Source organism: Aeromonas sp. PS2Canimalfood6, assembly GCF_048276795.1.
GTDB lineage: Bacteria > Pseudomonadota > Gammaproteobacteria > Enterobacterales > Aeromonadaceae > Aeromonas > Aeromonas caviae.
This window is the reverse complement of sequence record NZ_JBLUXC010000020.1, coordinates 1-21,797: the sequence shown is the minus strand read 5'-3', so window position 1 is coordinate 21,797 and position 21,797 is coordinate 1. Positions and strand designations below refer to the sequence as shown.

At 61.0% G+C, this 21,797-nt stretch carries 9 protein-coding genes and 1 pseudogene; 9 read left to right on the top strand and 1 reads right to left on the bottom strand.

Annotated features, from left to right (window positions below):
• Window positions 1-111: 111 nt before the first annotated feature.
• From ACNPAA_RS10405 to ACNPAA_RS10365, 9 genes are all read left to right on the top strand, one after another.
• A complete protein-coding gene (locus ACNPAA_RS10405; RefSeq protein WP_417891733.1) occupies window positions 112-1,557 on the top strand; it encodes a hypothetical protein in 1,446 nt (481 codons plus the stop codon).
• Window positions 1,557-6,833, top strand: coding sequence for a phage tail tip protein (locus ACNPAA_RS10400; RefSeq protein WP_417891732.1), 5,277 nt, complete (start codon window positions 1,557-1,559; stop codon window positions 6,831-6,833). The genes ACNPAA_RS10405 and ACNPAA_RS10400 overlap by 1 nt, the downstream gene beginning before the upstream one ends.
• Window positions 6,833-7,192 carry a hypothetical protein gene (locus ACNPAA_RS10395; RefSeq protein WP_111896610.1) on the top strand — a complete coding sequence of 120 codons (360 nt, stop codon included), beginning with the start codon at window positions 6,833-6,835 and terminating at the stop codon, window positions 7,190-7,192. The genes ACNPAA_RS10400 and ACNPAA_RS10395 overlap by 1 nt, the downstream gene beginning before the upstream one ends.
• An 8-nt stretch (window positions 7,193-7,200) precedes the next feature.
• The gene (locus ACNPAA_RS10390; protein WP_111896609.1) at window positions 7,201-7,839 is read left to right on the top strand and encodes a hypothetical protein; all 639 of its coding nucleotides are present in this window, start codon (window positions 7,201-7,203) and stop codon (window positions 7,837-7,839) included.
• A gap of 10 nt (window positions 7,840-7,849) precedes the next feature.
• The gene (locus ACNPAA_RS10385) at window positions 7,850-8,224 is read left to right on the top strand and encodes a hypothetical protein (RefSeq protein ID WP_042878069.1); all 375 of its coding nucleotides are present in this window, start codon (window positions 7,850-7,852) and stop codon (window positions 8,222-8,224) included.
• A complete protein-coding gene (locus ACNPAA_RS10380; RefSeq protein ID WP_111896608.1) occupies window positions 8,224-8,481 on the top strand; it encodes a bacteriocin in 258 nt (85 codons plus the stop codon). Before ACNPAA_RS10385 ends, ACNPAA_RS10380 begins: the two co-directional genes overlap by 1 nt.
• 9 nt (window positions 8,482-8,490) lie before the next feature.
• On the top strand, window positions 8,491-9,891 hold the full coding sequence (locus tag ACNPAA_RS10375) for a hypothetical protein (protein ID WP_417891731.1): 1,401 nt from the start codon (window positions 8,491-8,493) through the stop codon (window positions 9,889-9,891).
• Window positions 9,892-10,021: 130 nt separating this feature from the next.
• Window positions 10,022-21,337, top strand: a complete 11,316-nt coding sequence (locus ACNPAA_RS10370) for an LPD38 domain-containing protein (protein ID WP_417891756.1) — start codon at window positions 10,022-10,024, stop codon at window positions 21,335-21,337.
• Window positions 21,338-21,410: 73 nt separating this feature from the next.
• Window positions 21,411-21,614 (top strand): hypothetical protein, encoded by a 204-nt coding sequence (locus ACNPAA_RS10365; RefSeq protein ID WP_270835507.1) that lies wholly within the window; start codon window positions 21,411-21,413, stop codon window positions 21,612-21,614.
• A 112-nt stretch (window positions 21,615-21,726) separates the two neighbouring features.
• Here ACNPAA_RS10365 and ACNPAA_RS10360 read toward each other — a convergent pair.
• Window positions 21,727-21,797: pseudogene (locus tag ACNPAA_RS10360) on the bottom strand (IS200/IS605 family transposase); the annotation flags it as partial.

Genomic DNA, 21,797 nt, shown 5'->3' with positions numbered 1-21,797 from the left:
CCACACCTCTTGTCTGATGAAGTCGCGGTGATTGCGCGTGACTGCCATTTTGACCATGGCGTTATCTCCCCGCTGGAGGATGACGCCAGTGCTGGTGTGGAATTGCCCATCGTGCCTACCACCCTTTTTCACTATGGCCAGCACTGGTTTGCCTGGAACAAGGTGGTGGAGGCCATTCGCTCCCCGATTGCCCAGGACCAGTATGGCCGGGTTTACTACACTGATGGCGAATACCCTAAGGTGACTCATGCCCAGATAGCCACAGGCGGCAGCAACAAGCCGACGGCGTGGTATCGACTAGGCATTCCAGCCCCAGGTGTTCCGGTCGGGATTGGCACGATCACCTCACCTGTTGGTGGTGTGGATGATGACCTGACAGATGACGAAACTCGCTTCTACGTGGATACCTTCGTCACTGCGATGGGGGAGGAAGGCCCCCCTGGCCCTGTCAGCGGAAAGGTGAATATCGGGATCCCAGGGTCATCCGTCACCTTGATGCTGAGCCCACCGACAACCCAGAACAGTAACATCACCAAGCGCCGGATATATCGGTCGGTGTCAGGTGGCGGCCTTGCCGATTACCTGCTGGTCGCCGAGCTGCCCATTGCCCAAGCTTCGTTTGTCGATACCCGGGAGGATGGGGAGCTGGGCGCCGTGCTGGAGACCTACGACTACACCATGCCGCCGGATGGCATGCGCGGCTTGTGTCAAATGGCGAATGGCATGTGTGCGGGGTTTGCTGGCAACTCCCTCTACCTGTGCGAGCCTTACCTTCCCTACGCCTGGCCGGAGAAGTACCGGCTGACCACTGAGCACGACATCGTGGCGATCGCTGCCATCGACACCACCTTGGTGATTGGGACCAAGGGGTACCCCTATCTTGCCCAGGGTGTGAGCCCGGCATCGGTGACCACCCAGAAGCTCAGCCAACTGCCGCAGTCCTGTGTCAGTGGTCGCTCGATGGTGGCTATGGATGGCGTCGTGCTCTATGCCTCCCCGGACGGGCTGGTCGGCATCGGTGCCAACGGTGGTCAGGTGGTCACCGAGGGGATCATCACCCGAAGCCAGTGGCGGGCAATGAAGCCAGAGAGCATGCGGGCATGGCACCACGAGGGGAAATATGTGGCCATGACCGACACCCACGCATTCATCTTTGACCCGAAAAGTGGCGACTTGCGTGAGCTGACGAACCGGTGGGATGCGGCTGTATCCGATATGGAGAGCGATTCCCTCTACATTGCCAAGGGGCGCAGCTTGCAGATTTGGCGCGGCGGGAGCTCCAGCAATGGTCAGTTCGTCTGGCGTTCGAAGCTCTTTATGGTGCCAGAGGGGGCGTCGTTCAGTTGCTGCAGGCTGCTGGCTGCGGACATCAGCCAAGTGGGGATCAAGCTGTTCGTTGACGGGGAGCAGGTAATGGAGCTGTCCCCTGGCAACCTGGTGCCCGGGGCGTTCAGGTTGCCCCCTGTGCGTGGCCGGTTCTGGCAGATAGAGGTCTTCGGTACCTCGGTGGTGAGCCGCATCACCCTCGCGAGCAGCATGGCGGAGATGGTGAACTGATGGCCAAGAAACCCGCTTATCGCGCCGGCCGTGACCAGGCCGCAACAGCCGAGAACGTGGAGCTGCTCACCGGGCAGCGTGGCGATCGCCTTGATAAGGCAGTCACTTTCCGGGAGCTGGAGGCATTGGGGCTGTCTACGCTTCGCCACGGGGCGGGTGGCGTGTACGTCCCCGGTAAGAACCCGGACCTTTTCCCTTCGGGCCAAATGGAGTTTCCCCACGCTCCGGTCAACGTGATCGCCAATGGTGCATTTCACACGGTCCTGGTGGAGTGGGATCCGCCGCGGTACCGGGGGCATGCTCATGCCGAGATCTGGCGAGCGGAGAGTGATAACCAGTCAGATGCCACCCTGGTGGGCACGTCGTCCGCAAACCTCTTCTCTGACGCCATTGGTAAGGGGGCCACGTTTTACTACTGGGTGCGCTTTGTCAACGGAAAGGATGATAGGGGCCCCTTCCAGGGCATGCAGGGCATCGTGGCGGAAACCAGTCGGGATGTGCAGGACATTCTGGACGAGTTGCAGGGCAAGATTGAAAAGAGCCACCTGGTTCAGTCGTTGCTCAACCCCATAGAGGATGTTCCTCAGCTCCAGTTGGATGTGTCGATCCTAAAGCCAAAGGTCGATGAAATCGAGGTTATCCGTCCCAAGGTCGCTGCCATCGAGGGCAAGATCCCCAGTATTGAGCAGGACATTGCGATCCTAAAGCCAAAGGTCGATGAAATCGAGGTTATCCGTCCCAAGGTCGCTGCCATCGAGGGCAAGATCCCCAGTATTGAGCAGGAGCTGGCCGGCCTGGATGAACGCCAGAAGGTAGCGCAAGAGCTGCTGGATGATGCCCAGCAGCAGCTGGGGATGTCGAGCATTGAGCTTGGTCTGGTGCAGGACCGCCTCAATGCCAAGCTGGACAAGTACAAGGGGGATTTCGACTCGTTCCGCGATGCGGTGTTTGTCGTCGATCCTGAAAACGGCAGCATCACCATGGATGCCATCAATGCGGTGCGAGATGAGCTGCACACCTCCATCACCGAAGTGCATCAAGATCTGGATGCCGTAGCCGGCCAGATAACCAGCAAGGCTGACAATGTCACCGTGGATGGCCAGGGCAAGCGCATCACTGAGGCAGAGCAGCGCATCAATGGCCTTGATGCCAGCCTGAGCCAAACCGTCACCCGGGGGGAGTTCACAGGCGAACAGCAGCGGGTCACCCAGATTGGACAGGAGCTCAACGCCACAAAAGGGGAGTTGACCCAGAAGGCCACCCAGCAAGAGGTGGACGAGCAGGGCCAAAGGCTGGCCAACGCAGAAAGCAAGCTGACGGTGCATGCCGATGCTCTATCCACCCAGGCCCAGCGAATCGACGGCTTGCAGGCGACCGTCAGCAGTAGCAGCGAAGAACTGGACGCCAAGATCACTGAGTTGGCTCGTGTGACGGCAGATGCCAACGGAGTGGCCGCACAACGCATCGATGGCCTGCAGGCCACCATCAGCAGCAGTGATGAAGAGCTGAACGCCAAGATCACCGAGCTGGCGCGCGTGACAGCTGACGCCGATGGCGTTGCCGCCCAGCGAGTCAGCGGACTGGAGGTGAGGGCCAGCGAGGCGGAGGGCAAGATCCTAGCGCTGGAGGAGGTTATCGAGTCGGAGGGCGGGATCACTGCTGGGCGGTTTGATGAAATTCAGGTCGAGATTGAACTGGCAAAGGATAAGGCGGAGGGGGCTGCCGATGTCGGCCAGGCTGCCATTGATGCCGCGCTGGCCGGCGATGAGCGGGATAGGGAAAATCGCAGCGCATTTGGCACCATTCGCACCCAGCAGCAGGTGATCGTGGATGAGCAGTCTGCTCAAGCCAAGCGCATCACCGATATGAACGTCAAATTTGAGGGGAGGGATGCTAACACCCAAGCACGGATCAGCGGCGTGGAGGAAGTTATTGCCAACGCCGGTAGCGCGCTGGCCCAGCGCATCGACGACCTGAGCGCCTCGACAGACACAGCCCTTGATGAGACGACCGCCACCATCAAGGCACTGGAGAAAGTATCGAGCGACGCTGACGCTGCGCTTGCACTGAGCCAGGATCAGATGCGCGTCGAGATGACCGAGGCTGATAACTCGCTGAGTGCGGATATCGCCAGTGAGTCTGAGGCCAGGCTCACCGCCGATGAGGCCATTTCGAGGCGAATTGTCGAAGTGGAGGCGCAGTTCAGCAGCGACCTCGAGGATACGAATGCGAGGCTTGCGACGGAGGAGCTGACCCGGGCGAGCCAGGGGGAAGCGCTCGCCCAGCAGATCAGCACTGTAGATGCTGCTTTCAAGGCCGCGGATACAGAGCTGTCTGCCTCCCTCGCTGAATCGAGCAAAGCCATGGCAGATGCCGACCGAGCACTGGGGGAGCGGATCAGTACCATCGATGTGACGGTTGGAGAGAACTCGGCCAGCATCACTGAGCTGCAGCGGGTCGTGGTGAGCAATGAGGAGTCGCTCAGCCAGCGCCAGGACAAACTGGAGTCAGAGGTAGATATCGGCGCCGCCAGCCTGGTCGAAGGCGCCCTAGCCGGAGATGAGCGTGACCGGGAGAACCGGAAGGCTCGCGGCACCATCCTCCAGCAGCAGAGCACGTTGGCGAATCAGCAGGAGGCGCAGGCCAGGACCATCGAGCAGCTGACGGCAGAGTTTGATGCCGAAACGGCAGATCTGAAGGCGCAGATCACCAACGAGCAGTTGGTCAGGGCGACGGCTGATGAGGCGTTGTCACAGCGGATCAGTGTTGTGGATGCCGAGTTCAAGGCGGCCAATGCGGATACCAATGCCGTTATCAGCGCTCTTGAACAATCGAACGCATCGGCAAACGAAGCGCTGTCTCTTCGCCAGAATCAACTGGCTGCCGCACTTTCAGATGCTACTGCCGAGCTTGTCGCAAACATCACCAGCGAGGAGTCGGCCCGGGTCACCGCTGATGAGTCGATATCGAAACGGGTAAGCGAGGTGGAAGCCCATTTTGGCGGCGAGCTTGAGGTGTCCAACGCAAGGATTGCGGCCGAGGAGCTGGCTCGGGCAACAAAAGACGAGGCGCTTGCCCAGCAGATCAGCACTGTCGATGCGGCGTTCAAGGCCGCCGATGCGGCGCTGTCTGCCTCCCTCGCTGAGTCGAGCAAGGCCCTGGCAGATGCCGACCGAGCGCTGGGTGAGCGGATCAGCACCATCGATGTGACGGTTGGAGAGAACTCGGCCAGCATCACTGAGCTGCAGCGGGTCGTGGTGAACAATGAGGCGTCGCTGAGCCAACGCCAAGACAAGATGGAGTCGGAGATCGGTATCGGTGCCATCAGCCAGGTTGAAGGTGCCCTGACCGGGGATGAACGCGACCGGGAGAACCGAAAGGCTCGCGGCGTCATTCTCCAACAGCAGAGCACGCTGGCAAATCAGCAGGAGGCGCAGGCCAGGACCATCGAGCAGCTGACCGCAGAGTTTGATGCCGAAACGGCAGATCTGAAGGCGCAGATCACCAACGAGCAGTTGGTCAGGGCGACAAAGGATGAGGCTCTATCTCAACAGATCAGCGTTGTTGATGCCGAGTTCAAGGCGGCCAATGCGGATACCAATGCTGCCGTGGCTGCTGAAGTGCGGGCGCGTAGCGATGCTGATAGCGCGCTGGCTGAACAGTTGTCCACGATGGATGCAGAGTTCAAGGGGGCTGAGCAGACCCTGGCTGCCAGCATCGATGAAGTGTCACGGGTCAGCGCCGAGGCAAGCCAGTCCCTTTCTGAGCAGTTGAGTCAGGTGAAAGCCACTGCTGAATCGGCGGGCGCCGCTGCTGCAGGAGCACAGGACAGTGCTGACCAGGCGAATCAGGGTGTCGCCCAGAACAGTGCGGCCATCAACAACGAAGCGAAGGCGCGGGCTGACGCAGATTCGGCCATGGCCCAGCAGATCCAGCAGGTGTCGGCGAGCTATCAACAGGGGGATCAGCAACTCGCCAGCCAGATCACGGCGGAGTCGGTTGCCCGTGCGAATGCCGTGCAATCGCTTGGCAGCCAGATCAACACGGTATCGGCGGTCGCTGGCAGCAAGAACAAAACCTTTTTCCAAGCCTCAGCCCCCAACACCGGAATGGGGACCGGTGATCTGTGGTTCGACACTGACAGCAACAATCGGCCATACCGCTACAGCGGCACCGCCTGGGTTGCCACCGACGACCCGAGGATTGCCGCCAATGCTGCGGCCGTTCAACTCCAGAGCCAAGCTATTGCCGACTTGCAAAATGGGGCCCAGGCGATGTGGACGGCCAAAGCCAGTGCTGGCCAAATTACTGCTGGTATTGGTCTGATAGCCAAATCGGACGGCACCAGCCAGGTCGTGGTGTCTGCCAGTCAGTTTTTTGTGTTCAACCCGAACAGTCCAAGCACCACCGCGCCACTGTTTGCCATCGACAATGGCCAGGCGGTCATTGCCGAGGCCATTATCCGCAAGGCCACCATCCAGATCCTGAACGCTGAGAAGATCACCGCCGACTACATCAAGGCCGGGGCGAGCATCACAACCCCGTTGATTAACGGTGGCCAGATCGATATGGGCAATGCCTTCCTGTCTGGAGGGGCTGCAGGGTTCGGTAAAGGCGGGCCATATAGTGGTTGGTCATGGATGTGGCATACGATCATCTATGCCGATGGCTCGCTCTACACTGACCGTTTATTCGCCTCGAACGGATCATTTACAGGTACAGTCAACGCCAATGCAGGCACATTCCAGAATGTCACCATCGAGGAAACCTGCAATGTGAAAGGCACTGTCTATGCCAACAAGATTGTTGGGGATGTGCTGAGTGCTAAGGTTGTCAGTGCGAACTCAACAGACAGCGCAGGGAGTGGTCATGTAGTGGCATCGGCGTCCGTAAAAGGTTCGAGGACTCATGCCGCAAACTTGTATTGCCTTGGGGTAACAGTTGAGGTGTATGCGTCGGGTGGATATCGGCCAGGTGGTAACGATCAGGATGTGCCGGCGACCATATCGGGCCGCCTCGTTCTGACAAATTCAGCCGGGGGCATCATCGCGACAGCCCCATTCAAGGTGAGATCAGGAAGCAACATTTCAATTGCCGCAGCCAGCCAATCGATAACAATCCAGGGTGGGTTTGACGCTGGTACTGGCGCGGCCTCCATATCCTGCGCGGTCATCATAGATTCTCAGTCTGCGTCATACGGCGGTAGTGCAGGTGTTAGGGTCCCCGCTCAAAGCATTGCATTCTGCTTGCTACCCTCAGGGAGCCAGTTTAATTGATGAAAGCCGCTCTGGGCCGGATAGGAAAATCGGTAGGAGAGCCCAGCCTACCAAGCAACATCGCCAGCGCCTGCCGTCAAAAGCAGGCGTTTTTGTTCTTGCGTGGTGATGATGGGTTTGTGCTCAAGCCACAGGCAGAAGATGGCGTGATCGGTGTCCTGGTCTGGGTGGGGTGGGGGGATGGTGGGGCACCTGAGCGCCACCTGCCGGAGGTGAAGCGACTGGCCCGCATGATAGGTGCCCGCTGGTTGCGCTTTCACTCTGCGCGCAAGGGGTGGCTCAGGGTAGCGCCAAGAATGGGGTGGGTGCGTCAGCCAGATGATGCTGACGGGCTCTTTGTGTTTCAGATCAACTTGTGAGGTGAGCGATGGGCAAGGGTGGCTCTAACGAAATTCAGGAGACGGAAGCCCAGAAAGCTGCGGCTGACGTGGCCATGGAGCAGTGGCAGCTCTATAAAAACGACCTGCAGCAGTATGAGGACATCTTCATGGACAAGGTGGATGACCTCAACAACGAGAGCGAGTACGACAAGCTGGCTGGCACGGCCGCGCTGGGTACCGCTCAATCCTTTGGCGAGGCACGCGCCGGGCTGGCCGACTCTATGGCGGCAGGCGGCGTGGATCCGACCAGCGGCAAGTACCAGGCTGCCATGTCCAATCTGGAGACGGATCAGGCGCTGAGCCAGACCGACACCACCAATCGCGCCCAGTCCAGCCAGCAAGATAAGTATGTTGCTGGGCTCAAGGACGTGGTGAGTATTGGCGCGGGGCAGAAGGCTGAATCTATGGCTGGTATGGGGGATGTGGCCACAACCAGCCTGCGCAAGGCCACCAGTGACGCCCAGAGCTCATTCCAGAGCCAGCAGGCGACAGCTGGTCTGGTTGGTACGTTGGCTGGAGCTGGCACGGCGTATGGGCTCAAGGAGCTGAAGGCGCCTGCAACAACCGCAACCGTGAGCAAGAAGATCAGCCCGACAGCCAGCGTGCTGCAAGGCAAGGGCTATTAAGGGGTAAACGATGGGATACGCCGCAGATACATTTGCACAGATCACTCGCGAGAGCTACCAGGACTGGAAAGACCGCTTCTACCCGAAGCAGAAGGAGCTTATGGAGCTGGCCACCAACGGCAAGTTGCTGCAGGAGCAGCTCGGCCGGGTGGATGAGAACAACGCCAACGCCCTGCGTTCTGCCCAGCAGGCTACGGCAAACCGCAATGCCCGCATGGGGGTGAGCAGCAACACCAACGACAACAGCCAGGGTTTGCGGGCTGCCCTGATGACGGCGGGCACTGAAAACGGCCTGCGCGAGCAGGAGCAGGCACGCCAGATGGGGATCTTGACCGGCGCCGATGCCGGCCTGCGTGAGGCAATCAAAACTGGTGGAGGTATGTGATGGGGTACGGACTGCTTGATATTGGCGCCCAGACGCGCCAGCAGGGTATGGCAGGGTTGCGTGATGCGGCCAACAGAGAGTCGGAGATGGAGGCTGCCAACAAGAGTCTCAAGACCGCTCGCAAGGGGCAAACCCTGAGCACCATCGGCACTGGCGCATCGATGGGCGCCATGTTGGGCATGGCGGGTTCACTCGGTGGCCCTCTGGGCGCACTGGCAGGTGCTGGGGTTGGGTTTCTGGCAGACAGCTTGTTTTAAGGGGGCATGATGAGCGTATCGGGATTGGCGGAAGGTTTTCTGGCTGGCTTCAACACCATGGACCGCTACCAGCGGGGCCAGAAAGAAGATGAGCGGATGGATAAGGCCATGGGCCTGCGAGATGCCATGTGGCAGAACGAGCAGGAGCGGCAGAAAGTGGCAGATGAGCGCTACCAGAGCGAGCTGGCGTACCGCGAGGGGCGCGATAAGCTGGCGGATGCCAAGTATGACAAGCAGTTCGCCCTCACCGAGCGGCAGATGAAGGCGTCAGAGGCGCGAGCCGGTGCTGCTGAACGGCGAGCGGCGGCACAGGAAGCTCGGCAGCAGCAGGAGTATGAGTGGCAAAAGACACTGCGGGACAAGCAGCTTTTCCAGCAGGAGAACCTGCCGATTATCCAGTCTGGCTGGCAGGCTGTGACCGAAGGCAAAGACCCGGGCCAGCAATTCTGGAGCGTGGTGCGCGACCCGCGCGCAGGCTCATTCAATCCGGAGCGCTATCTGCAGCAGGACTACGCCGAGGCTGGCAAGACTTTTGTCACCTATGCGGGCAACCTGGTGCGCCAGGCGCAGGAAGGAAAACTGGATCCAACTACGCCCGAGGGGCACGCTGCCGTCAATAACCCTGACTTCATCAAGGCGGCCGGCACCCTCTATCAGGATGAGGTCAGCAAAGGCGTGGGCGACATCGATCCGGAAAGCGGCAAGACCATCACCAGCAAGCAGTTGAACAACATCATGATCACCCCGGACGGGCGTGGCGTGGTATTGGGAGTGGAAGTCACCTATGACGACGGCAGCAAGGCCGTGCGTCCGGTCACCAACAACCGCACTTCTTCGCCCGATGATCATCCCAAGGTCATCCCCATCAACGACTCCTTGAAGCCTGCCTACCAGCGGGCGGCACTGGCCAAGCACATGATTGGCAATGCAGATCAGTTGCGCACCTCTCTCGGTCTGACGGCTGGGCCTGACCAGGTGGGTTACAAGAAGGCGGTCACCGAGCTGGAGAAGCAGCACGGCCAGAACAGGGCGCGCATCTCTTCCAGCAACGCAGAGGATAAAGACTTACAACTGGATGCGCTGGACGCCCAGCTGGAGCAGAGCAAGGCGGCGTTGGCCGACACCTTCGGCATGACTTCCAAAGCTGAGGATAAGGAGGCGGGTACCCCTATCAAAGAGTGGACTGGCGGCGATCCAGAGCGCCTGCAGTTCGTGAAGGAGGCCAACCAACATGGCAAACTGAGCAGTCTGCTGGATTCCCCGGCCAAGATGAATACGGCCTTTGAGCTTTGGCGCCAGCAGGCAGCCAAGCAGAGGCAGGCTGAGCAGGCGGTGGTCACAGCTAATCGACTGAGAGACACCGAGGCCAACGCCTATCAGGCGATGGGCCTGGCTCAGGCACGCCGCTAGTTGCCTTTCACCCACCCCAGCGTTAGCATCTCTCCATCGTCGATCAGTCTGCATGCTGATCGCCCCATCTCAAAAGCCCCGAACGGTTCGCCGCTCGGGGCTTTTCTTTTGCTCGAAATCCGAGGACACCATGGACAAACCTGGACTGCGTGACGCCCTGCCACAACCGCGACAATCTGACACTCGTAATGACCCCTTCTGGAGCTCGCTCGATAGCAGCCTGTCTGCCGCAGCGGCTGCAACACCCCAACCAGCCGAGCATGTAGCCAAACGTGATCTTGATGTCGGCCTGGGCGATGTCGCCCGTGGGGTGGGCGCTGGCGCACTGGATCTCGTGGGCGGCATTGGTGAGCTGGCACGGCAGGCAAGCAACTTCGGCAAAGAGAATGCCGGGAAGCAGGGGGGCGACTACCTGGAACAGGCTCGTGCCAATATGGCCAATAAGCTGAGCCCGTTGCTGGATGTGGTCGCAGGTGCAGGCGATCTGGCCGCATCTGGGGCAGAGTCTCTGAATGATGGGATGAGTGCTGACGCCAAGGAGGCACTGGGACGCCGACTGGTCGATGAAACGCCAGAAGGCCGGTTGACCCTGGGGGATGGCGCAGGGGATATCGATGTCTGGGCGATGAAAATGGCGCAGGGCGTTGGCTCTTTGCTACCGACACTCGCCGCTGGCGGGGTGACTGGGGTGGCCGCCAAAGCCTCTATCGGCCGCGCTGTCACGGCATCCATGGTCAAGCGTGGCGCGACCCAGGAGGTAGCCGAAGCGGTTGCCGCCAAGGCCGTGTCCAAAATTGCCACCGGCGCCGCTGTGACCACCGGGGCGACCGGATCGGTGGGTAGCGCGGGGGTGAATACCCGCGAGTCAGTGCTGGGCATGAGCTTTGATGAGCTTTCCCGCAGCGATACCTTCCGCCAGGCATTCACCCGCATCGACCAGGATCAGCAGACGCAACACCTCTCTGATGAGGAAAAGCTGTCGTTGGCCCGGGAGGAGACTGCCAATGTTGCCAGCCGAGCCACCATGAGCGACGCCAAGGTGTGGGGAGCTGCCGCCATGGGCTCCATGATGGGCGATGCCATGCTGTTCAAGATGCTGGCTGGCAAGGCGGCCACCGGTGGAGTGCTGAAAGGTGCTGCCAAGGGGGCGGCAGGTGAGGGTATCAGCGAAACCCTGGAGGAGGGGGTGCAGCAATACGCCGTCAACGAATCCCTCAACGAGGTGGCCGCCGCTGATATCGACCCGATGAAGGGGGTCATGTCGAGCGCGATCGAGGGCGGCCTGATCGGCATGGGTACCGGTGGCGCCCTGGGTGGCATGGGAGGGCTGCGCGGCAGCAAGTCACAGCCAGAAAGCGAGGGGGGAGCACAGGTAGATCCCGCCACTGTGGAGGATGTAGCGCCTGTTGAGTCTGGTGATCCTGTACAGGTGAACCCCGCTGTATCGCCGGCAGACCCAGACTTGGCGCCTGCTGCTGACGCCATGGCCGATCCGGTGGTTGCACCATCTGGCGAGCAATCCCCGCTCGGCCCCAGCGCCAGCCAGTTTGACGAGCTGCGTGATGTGCCGGCCTACCTGCGCCGCGACGATACCGCAGAGCGGTTCAAAGGCATGGCTGCTGATAGCGAGGTGCAGCGCGCCTTGGCGGGTGAGTTCGGCCAGACCGTGCAGGAGCTGGTTGCCTCCCAGATGAAGGCTGGCGATCAGGGCAAGAGCCTTTATGAGCGAGCTCAGGCTGGCGAGCTCGGGCTTGACCCGTTCGCAGGCAACAAGAGCGCCCAGCAGGTAGCCATGGAGAACCAGCGCCTAGCCCTGCCGCTCAAGGATGTGATCTTTGCGGGCGATGCCAATGCTAAACCCAAGGGGGAGGCAGTGGCCGCACCTGGGGATCACGATGACCAACAGGCTGGCCCCGGCCCGCAATTCCGAGGTGGTGAGCGTACCCGCTGGCAGAGCGGGCAGGAGGGGGATGTGTTGCCGCCAGAGGCATCTTCCACCAAGCCCGCTGGCGAGCTGCCGGGCGCGGTGATTGAGGGTGAGGCCCGCGAGGTGGGTAACGAGTTGCCGCACCGCAATGTGGTCTATGGCAATGACTTGCGCGCCGAGCAGCAACGGGCCGCCGATCTGGCCCGCCGTGAGCGCGAGCTGAACAACCAGCCCCTGCAGATCGGTCAGTCAGAGACCCTCTTTGCCGGGGGCACACCGGGCGCTGACCCGCGCAATAGCGCCTATACCCCGCCCAAGCTGTCACGGGATCAGGTCGATACCAGCATGGGCGAGCAGTCCACCCGCGATCCGCGCAGCCCGGTGGCGCAGTCCATCGAGCAGGCAGGCAGTGCCACCGATTCGGTATTTGGCCCGCTCCAGACACTCCGAATCACCCGCAAAGGCAAGCCGTTCGCAACCGAGAAAGAGGCGGCCATGGCCAGCCGCAAGGGCCAGGAGATGCCGGTGCCGCTCAATGGAGGTGGCTTTGGGGTAGCGGCTATCGGTGAGGTGCAACAGGCCCAAGCGCAGCAGGGCGGAGTCAAGCAACCGTCAAGCAATTCGGCCCAGCAGGATCGCCAAGACGGAAAGACTGAGATCGCGCAAAATGGCATGGTGATCGTTCATGGTTCCGGCAATCCAGGCATGAGCGAGCAGGATATTCAGATTGTCCGCGCAAGTGGTCAGAAGCAGGGCAAAAAGGGCCGTGTCTATGGTGGCTTCTATGGCACCAGCGAGCAGGACGCGCACCAAGCGCAAGCCTACGCCGATATGATGGGCGGCACGCCCACCCTGTACGATGTCAAGATTAAGCCTGGCACCAAGGTGTTGCACAAGCAGGGTGATATTACCCGCCTTTCTGAAAGCTACATCAACGAGTTGGTGAGTCAGGGATATGGTGTGGTCACCGGCACCGACCCGCGCGGCCAGACAGAGCATGTAGTTATCGACAAAAGCGCCGTAGCAAGCATGGCCCCGCGCGGCGCGCAAGCAACCCCGTCCCAAGTCAACGACACGAATGTCGCTGACATAAGGCAACCATCTGATCAGCCAGCTGCAAGCGTAAGCGCTGAAACAGTTCCGGCGCCGTCTGCCACCGCGGGCGAGGCCAGCCAACTAGCACCAGCCATCGATACCGGATACCGCGAGGTGATCCCCGTCAAGCAACCCAAGACAGAGGTGAGCAATGAGCCAGTTACCCCAGTACCTGCAATCAGCAGTGAAGGACAACGCGATCAGCCTGGCGCAGGCGAACCGGCTGCAGCAGGCGCTGGACCAGCCGTTGCCGGACTCGCCGACCGAGCTAGATCCGGAAATCCGGCAGACAACACTCCTGCTCCACCTGTACCTGATGGACAGCAGCAAAATGACCCAACACTGACAGCCCCGGCCACAGATGCCGGGGCTGCTGTTTCTGGCCGTATTGGCGAGGAAGAGCTGCGAGATCGCGACCTGCTAAAAGAGCATGGCGGGCACTGGAAGTATCGTTCTGCAGTAGGCGCAGGCTGGTTTACTGCCAACACCAAGGAGGCCGCCATTGAGCGTGCCGAGGAGGCATACCGCAAGGCAGTATCCAAAGGCGAGCCAGTGCCCACCAGGGATGAGCGGTTCGCACAGGCAGACGCAGAGCTGTTTAGTGAAATGGATCGCCGCTACGGAAAGATGTCAACTCCCGAGCTTGAAGCAGAGTACCAGCGACTTGGTGGCGAGGTTGGCGATTTGCAAAAATCAGGCTCTGGCGAGTTCAACGGCAATGGCGGCCGCCGCACTGGGGCTGCTGTATCCAATGAAGGTGCTCGCCAGGTTGGTGAGGAACGCTTGCGCCTTGGCGTTTACATGAAGATGCGCCGCGACCGCGATACCGCGGGGTCGGGAGCCAAGTCGCAGCAGATCGAGCCAGCCAACGACTGGCGCGGCGCCAAGAGCGCAACGGATTACCACGCCGCGAAGCGTCGCCTGTTCTCTGGCGAGATGGAGTTTTCTGAATTTCAAGCGATGAGCCGTTCCGCTCTGGATAACGCCCCCTCCCTGCGGGCTGAGCTGGAAAAGAAAACCAAGCAGGATTTGCTTGATCAGATGAGCCGCTTCAATGCTGCCCGCTACAAAAATGACAAAAAGGCCGTCGTGGTCGAGGCCGCATACAACCAGCTGATCGGTGATCTGCGCTGGGCTGCCAATGGTGATGGCAATACCATCAGCGAGACCTATGCCATCGGCGGCGCCAGACAGAGTATCGAAGAGCGAGTCGCCAAGGCGCTGGATGGCCTCACCCCTGAGCGGTATCAGCAGTTCGTCAACAAGCAGCGGGCGGACGTGGCCAAGCGCGATGCCGAGTTGGCCGCCACCAAGGAGGCGCTGCGCGACCCGCAGACCCTTGAGCAGTTCAAGACCTTCCTGAAATACCGCTCGCTGGACAAGCTGACCCCTGAGCAGCGCGCCCGCTATGAGGATTTGATCGCCGCCAGCAATCTGGACAAGCGGGATCAGGCCAACGAGGTGAAGGCTGCCACCGCCGTGACCCCGACCGCCAGCGGCGACATTATCAAAACCAAGCACACCAAGAGCGGGGAAGACCTCTTTGTGGTGCAAATGGGCGACCGGGTTGACCGCGACACCTATAACCAGATCAACGCGCACGCCAAAAAGCTGGGCGGCTGGTATTCCTCTTACAAGGTCGGTGGCGCCGTGCCGGGCTTTCAGTTCAAGGATGAGGCCAAGGCCACCGAGTTTCGTGGTTGGTTGACCGGTCATGGGGCTGCCAGTGCAGCCCCGTCTGCCGAGGCAGCCCCCACCGAGGTAACCGACCCCGACCAAGACAACAGCAAGAGCAAGCAGGTCGAGACCCTGCGCACCCGTGCCAAGACATTGCGTGACAAGGCCACCGCCGCACTCAATGCCGAGCGCAAGGAGAACACCAACAAGCGCATGACCGAGGCCGCCAACGCCCGCGCCAATGCTGAAAGTGAGTTGCACTTTGCCGGGTTGCTCGATGCCATTGCCGATGGGATTGAGTCTGGCGAGGTGACTTACCTGCGCAACCTGGCTAACGGCACCCAGTTGACCGAGCTAAACCACGCGCTAAGCCGCAGCTTGTGGAATTTGCCGCCAGCTCGCCGCGAGGCGCTGACCAGTCAGGGGATGATTGAGCGCACCGAGGATGGCCGGGAACGTTGGTCTGCCAAGGCCACCCCGGAGATGATGGCAGAAGGGGCGCAAATGCCCGGCATGGATTACTTCGCCCGCAACCTCAAAGATGTGGCAACCAAGATGCAAGGGGCAAGCGGCTTCAAGCAGGCCGGGGCCAAGATCATGGCGCTGGTCAATGCGGCGATCAATCGTGACAGCAAGACGGTTTCCATTACCGATCCTGAGCTTATCGCCAAACTCAAAGCCTACACCAGCGGGGTCAGCGACTACGACGCCAAGGCGGTCAAGGAGCAGATTGGCGGCTACAGCCGCCTGGAGCGAATGGGCATTACCAATCATACCGAGTTGCGCGCCGCCCTGCGTGAGCTGGCCCGCCTGCAAGCCTGGTTGAAAAAGCAGGCCGTGCCGCGCGACCCCTTGGCCGAGAAGATGGTCGCGCTCAAGCGCAAGCTGGTCGGTAACCGTAATGCCTTTATCGACTTCTTCCCGACCCCTGAAAGTCACGCCGCCGATCTGGTGGCGCTGGCCGGGATTGAGCCGGGCATGACGGTGCTGGAGCCGTCCGCCGGACATGGCATGTTGGCCGAGGCGGCGCGCGCTGCCGGGGCCAAGGTCGATGCGGTGGAGCTGGCTGGCGACCTGCGCGAGATATTGCAGGCGAAAGGGTTTGGTCTGGTGGGTAGCGACTTTATGGCCACCACCCCGGCCCAGTCTTATGACGCCGTGGTGATGAACCCGCCGTTCTCTGGTGACATGGATGTTGACCATGTGCGCCATGCTTATGACCACCTCAAGCCGGGCGGGCGATTGGTGGCCATTGTGTCCGCCACCGCCGGGGATCGCCAAAACAACAAGAACAAAGCCTTCCGTGAGTGGTTTGACGGGCTGGGTGGCAGTGAGCAGGCGATGCCGGAGGGGTCATTCAAGGCGTCGCTCAACCCCACCGATGTACGCACCAAGATATTTGTCATCGACAAGCCCGCCAATGAGGCCAAGCCGCTGCCGTCACCAGAGGGTAAGCGGGTGACGGTCGCCACCCCCAAGGGGCAGAGCGTCGAGGTGCAATACCGGGTGATGGAGGCTGCCGATCTGGTGGCGTCTCACGACTTTGAGGGCAATCTCAACCACGACTACCCGCAGCAATTGCAGCCGCGCGACCGCAGCAAGCAAACCTATCGGGTACAGGTGGGGCAGATCGCCGCCGCGCCGGACGGGGCACGCCTGGCCGCCAGCCCGGAGACCGACCGGGGCGCGCCGATTGTGCGTGACGGCATTGTCGAGAGTGGAAACGGTCGCTCTATCGGGCTGAGGCAGGCTTACCAGCGCGGTGACGCCGACGCTTACCGCCGCTACATCGAGGCCAATGCGGCCGACTTCGGGATCGACCCGGCCGTGATCGGCGCCATGAAGCAGCCCGTACTGGTGCGCGAGCGGATCACCACCATGACCGACGACCAACTGCGTGACTTCGTGGTGGACTCCAACATCGACGCCAAGATGGCGAACAGTGCCGCCGAGGATGCCGGCGCCGACGCGGGCAAGCTGACCGACGACATGCTGGATCTGCTCAACATCCCTGAGGGGGGCGACGTACTGGCGAGCCAGAACAACCGATTCCTCCAGGCGTTCCTGTCTGCCATCGGCGAGAACCAGAGCAACAGCTATGTGAGCCGGGACGGGCAGTGGAATGATGCCTACCGCAAGCGGGTGACGGCGGCCATCTTCGCCTACGGCTACGACAACCAGCGGCTGCTGGATGCGGCCACCGGCGAAGTGGACGCGGACGGCCGTAACATCACTACCGCCCTGATCAACAACGCCGTGGGCATGGCCAAGTTGCGCCAGCACTCGCCGGAGCGGGCCAAGGTTATCTCCAACTACCTCGCCGAGGCAGTGGAGAGCATCGCCCGCGCCAAGCGCAGCGGGCAGTCCCTGCAAGAAATGGCCGCTCAGTCTGATATGCTGGGAGGCGACACCAGCCCAGAGGGCAGCCTGCTGGCCCAGGCCATCGCGGCCAGTGCCCGCAGTGCCAAGGCGATCACCGGCATGGTTGGCGACATCCTGACTATGCTCAACAAGACCACTTCCGCCGACATGTTCGGCGCGGCGGTGGACCCTGCAACCCCGGAGACAGCGATCAATGAAACCCTCAAGGCCATCAGCGCCTACAACCAGCAAAAAGCCAGCCAACCCAAGCCCGGCGGCGATCTTTTTGGCCTCGCCGGAGCACGGAATAACCACGGCGCAGCGCCAAGCGTTCCGCGATCTGGTGACGCAAGCGCAGCAAAAGGCGCAGGAGGAGTAACCGAGGGGCGCCTCGAGCTGGACGGGGTAAGTATCCGTATTCCGGCCATCGACGAGGAGCAGCAACGCCTCTACAACCAAGCCACCCACCGGGGCCAGGGCGTGAACTTTGCCAGCGGCATCAGCACCGGCGTGGGGCGGATCCTCAATGACCTGAAGGATGCCGGCCTACTGGACACGGTAGAGCAGAGGGCGGCCGCCGAGGCTGAGGTGCAAGCCTGGGCCAATGAGGAGGCCATCAACGCCCGCAAGCTGATGCGCGACGGCATCAAAAACCCGAGCTGGGCGATCACCGGCCGTTCTGGTCGCAAGGCCCAGAGCAGCGCCGCCCAGGACGCCGAGAACCGCCGCCAAGCCGCCCACCACAAAGACCAGTCAGACCGCATCACGGCCCTGCGCGGAGAGCTGAAGAAGCTGCGCCCGAAGGAGGTGATCGGGAAAGAGTCGTTCAACTACGCATGGGGCAAGGCCAAAGGCATGATCGCCGACTACGCCAGCGCCCAGAGCAATGGGCAGCCAAATCTGCTGGCCAGTCTGCGCAAGAGCATGAATGCCGAGCTGGCCCGCTACCTGCAATCCATGGGCAAGATCGACGCACCCAACTTCATCAAGACCCTGAAGGAGCAGGATCAGCGCCTGAAGGCCGCCGGCCATGACGGCTTGGTGGCCATCGTGGGTGCGCGCTCCAACCCGGGCAAGATCATCTCCAACGCCATCGATGGTCGGATCCGCTTCTCCAAGCAAGCCATGTCACAAGGGATGCGACCTGCTAAACACCTGACTCGCAAGGAGGCTGAGCTGGTAACCAAGGGGTGGTTCAAGCAGTACCGCGGCGCTTCCGGCATAGATGTGCAGATCCACGCAACCCAGGCTGAACTGGAGGAATCCCTCGGGCTGGATGCCAAGGAGGGATTGATCCGCCGCGCCGCGTTTGACGACGATGCCGGCACCCTGCACGTTGCTGCGGACACCATTTCCGACCCCAAGCGGATGCGCGAGATCCTGCGCCATGAGGTGCTGGCACACTATGGCCTGGCCAACGTCCTGGGTGACGGGGAATATACCAAGCTGATGAGCCGCCTCATCGGGTCCCAGAAGGACCCCAGCATGAAGCCGGTGTGGGACTGGGTAAACACCCATTACGCCGACGAGGACATCGGCACCAAAGCCGAGGAAGTGGTGGCTCATCTGGCGGAATTGGAGCAGGGGGCCTGGGGCCGTGGCTGGGATCGGGTCGTGGCCTGGGTCACCCGGGCGCTGCGTGCGGTCGGCTTTGTACCTGATGGCATTACCGCCGCGGAGACGCGTTCCCTGATCGAGGGGCTGGGCAAGAAGTTGCAGCGTAGCGGCCCAGACGACAGCGGGCCGGATGGCGGGAAGAAGTTCAGCCAGGAAGCCGAGCGGCCAACCCAGAAAGGCGGTATCAAGATGAGCCAGGCCAGTACTGCAGCTGATGCGGCCATGGAGAAGCTCAACCTGGGCCCCAAGCCCGACATCATCGACAAGACCAAGGCCAGCCTGAACAAGCTCCGTCAAGTTGACCGAGGCGTGGTCAGCTCATGGATCGATCGCGTCATCAAGAAAGCCAACACCGAGGTGCTCGACGCGCTGGCCCCCATCAAATACGCCGAGGAGGCTGCCGGCATTACTGATGCCGCAGACTCCGGTTATGTGGCGGCACGGATGGCGACGGGGGCCGCCTCCACCATGCAGGCGACCATGCTCTATGGTCTGCCGGAGTGGAATGACGGAGTGATCCAGCGCAAGGCGGGTACCGGCGAGAAAGACGCGCTGCTGGGCATCTTTGCCGACCTGGGAGCTGATCTGCACAACTGGCTTGGCTGGATGGCTGGTCACCGGGCGGAACTGCTGATGGCGCAGGGCAGAGAGAACCTGCTCGATGCCAATGACATTGCGGCGCTCAAGGGGCAAGGCAAGGGCAAGGAGGCCAAATTCCTTGATGCCAAAGCCCGCTGGAACCGCCTCAATGCCGCAACCCTGGACCTGGCACAAGAAGCTGGGCTCTTCACCAAAGAGGCGCGGGCCGAGTTTGAAAGCGAATGGTACATCCCGTTCTTCCGTGAATCAGATGACGGCGACGTGATCGCCCCCTTCAAGACGAAGGGCATTGCCAACCAGAACGCCGGCATCAAGAAGCTCAAGGGCGGGGAGGCCAACACCAACGACCTGCTCGAGAACATCTTCACCTCCACCTCCAAGCTGATCGACGCGTCCATGAAGAACATGGCGGCCCAGAAGACGGTTTGGAACCTGGCGGATACCGGCATCATCGAGGTCATTCCGAAGCCAAACAAGATGGATTACCAGGCCCTTGCCAATGGCAAAGACAGGATCATGGTCAAGCTGGAGGGGGAGGACTACATGATCCGGGTTGAGGATCCGGACCTCTATCGCGCTATGACCTTCTTCGACCGCAAGCCGTTCGGCGCCATGGTCAATGTGGCGGCCAAGGCCAAGCGCCTGCTTACTGCTGGGGTCACTGCATCTCCCGAATTCATGCTGCGCAACTTCCTGCGCGACTCACTCTCCAGCTGGGCGATCAGCAAAGACGGCTTCAGGCCGGTGATCGACTCCATCAAGGGGGTGAAAAAGACCCTGGCGATGGACGGCAGTACCATTGATGTGATGTTCAGCGGAGCCTCCTTCCTGGGCGGCTACGTGAATGGCAATGACCCAGAGGCGATGGCCGATACCGTGCGTAAGTCGCTGCGACGCAAGGGGATGACGCCCGAGCAAATCGCCCGCTACGAAAAGAGCATTATCCGCAACGCCGCTCAGGCAAAGGGCGTGGTTGCCAATGTGTGGGAGAAGTACAACCGCTATGGCGAGGCTTTCGAGAATGCCAACCGCGAGGCGGTCTATGCCGCAGCCATCAAGGCTGGCAAGAGCCACGCCCAGGCGGCGTTCGAGTCGAAGGACCTGATGGATTTCTCCATGCTGGGTGCCTCACGCACCATGCAGGTCATGACCCAACTGCTGCCGTTCTTCAATGCCCGGGTGCAAGGTCTAGGCAAGCTGACCCGCGAACTGCGAGACAACCCGCGCGCCATCGCCAAACGTGCAGGCATGATCACGGCTGCGAGCCTGGCTCTGCTGGCCGCCAACTGGGACGATGAGCGATACGAAGAGCTGCCGGATTGGGACAAGGATGCCAACTGGCACTTCTTTGTCGGCGATCAGCACTTCCGGATCCCCAAGCCGTTCGAGATTGGGGTGTTGTTCGGCACCATCCCGGAGCGCATGGTGCGCGCCATGGGCGGGAAGGACACTGGCGCGCAACTCGGCAAGGCGATAGCCAGGGCGGTCGGTGAAACGTTCGCGCTCAACCCCACGCCGCAGATCGTCAAGCCGTTGGTGGAATCCTACTTCAACTACGATGCCTTCCGTGGCATCCCCATCGAGAACGCGCAGGACCTCGCAGTGCAGGCGGAGGCTCGCTACAACGAGCAGACCAGTCTGATGATGCGTGAGCTTGGCGAAACCCTGGGTATGTCACCCAAAAAGCTGGAGCACCTGCTGATCGGCTACACGGGCACCATGGGCAGCTATGTGATGGCTGCCGCTGACGGGCTTATCCGGGCTTCGCGCCCTGGTGAGTCAGCAAGCTGGCGCGCCGACGAGATCCCGCTTGTGAAAGCGGTGTATCGCGGCACTGGCCCTGCAAAGTCCACCCAGCACATGGAGGAGTTCTACCGGATGCTGAACGAGGTGAATCAGCTCAAACGCACCGTTGACCAGTACCGCAGCGAAGGGCTGACCGACAAGGCAAACGAGCTACTGGAAGAGCAGGGCGGGATCCTGAAGTCGCGCCGAAGCCTGAGTCGCACTCAGCAGCAGGTACGAGTGGTGCGCAACAAGATTGAGCTGATCCAGCGGGACCGCACCATGGCGGCAGAGGAGAAGCGCCGGCGCATTGACGAGCTGCTGGCCCGCCGCAACGACCTTGTATATCAGGCGGTAAACAAGAACAGGGAGAACTGGGAGTAAGGGAGAATAGCGGCCCTGGCTGAGCCTCTGTGTTAGGGGTAAGCTAGGGCCTTAACCTATAGGGACCCAGGCCATGTGGATACTGTTCGCGTTGGTAATGATGGTGGTGGCGCTGAAAGCGTTCAGTTTCAGCTTTACGCTGGCCCTGATCCCCTTTGCTGCAGGGTGTTGGTGTTTCAGTAAGTCCAGTCGCGATGACCTGGACACCTTCATGGCGTTCAGTTTCTTCGCTGTCTTGATAGGGTTCGCGTTGAACTTTCTCATTAGTATCTGGTGATATTTGTGCAGGGATTTAAAGAAAGGCACGACACTGATGGGGCTAGGGCCCCATCTTAAATGCGAAAGGGGACTCCCTCCGACGTAGGTGGGAGGGGAATTTCGCCGGGGCGTCAGCCCCGCTGGTTTTGAATGTATTGCTTGATCACCTCCAACGGTGCTCCGCCGCAAGAGCCCGCAAAGT

Bases quoted from the DNA above. Each gene is read 5' to 3' on its own strand.
- ACNPAA_RS10370 (WP_417891756.1), top strand. From the start codon at position 10,022: ATGGACAAACCTGGACTGCGTGACGCCCTGCCACAACCGCGACAATCT.
- ACNPAA_RS10390 (WP_111896609.1), top strand. From the start codon at position 7,201: ATGGGCAAGGGTGGCTCTAACGAAATTCAGGAGACGGAAGCCCAGAAA.
- ACNPAA_RS10385 (WP_042878069.1), top strand. From the start codon at position 7,850: ATGGGATACGCCGCAGATACATTTGCACAGATCACTCGCGAGAGCTAC.
- ACNPAA_RS10380 (WP_111896608.1), top strand. From the start codon at position 8,224: ATGGGGTACGGACTGCTTGATATTGGCGCCCAGACGCGCCAGCAGGGT.
- ACNPAA_RS10375 (WP_417891731.1), top strand. From the start codon at position 8,491: ATGAGCGTATCGGGATTGGCGGAAGGTTTTCTGGCTGGCTTCAACACC.
- ACNPAA_RS10400 (WP_417891732.1), top strand. From the start codon at position 1,557: ATGGCCAAGAAACCCGCTTATCGCGCCGGCCGTGACCAGGCCGCAACA.
- ACNPAA_RS10395 (WP_111896610.1), top strand. From the start codon at position 6,833: ATGAAAGCCGCTCTGGGCCGGATAGGAAAATCGGTAGGAGAGCCCAGC.
- ACNPAA_RS10365 (WP_270835507.1), top strand. From the start codon at position 21,411: ATGTGGATACTGTTCGCGTTGGTAATGATGGTGGTGGCGCTGAAAGCG.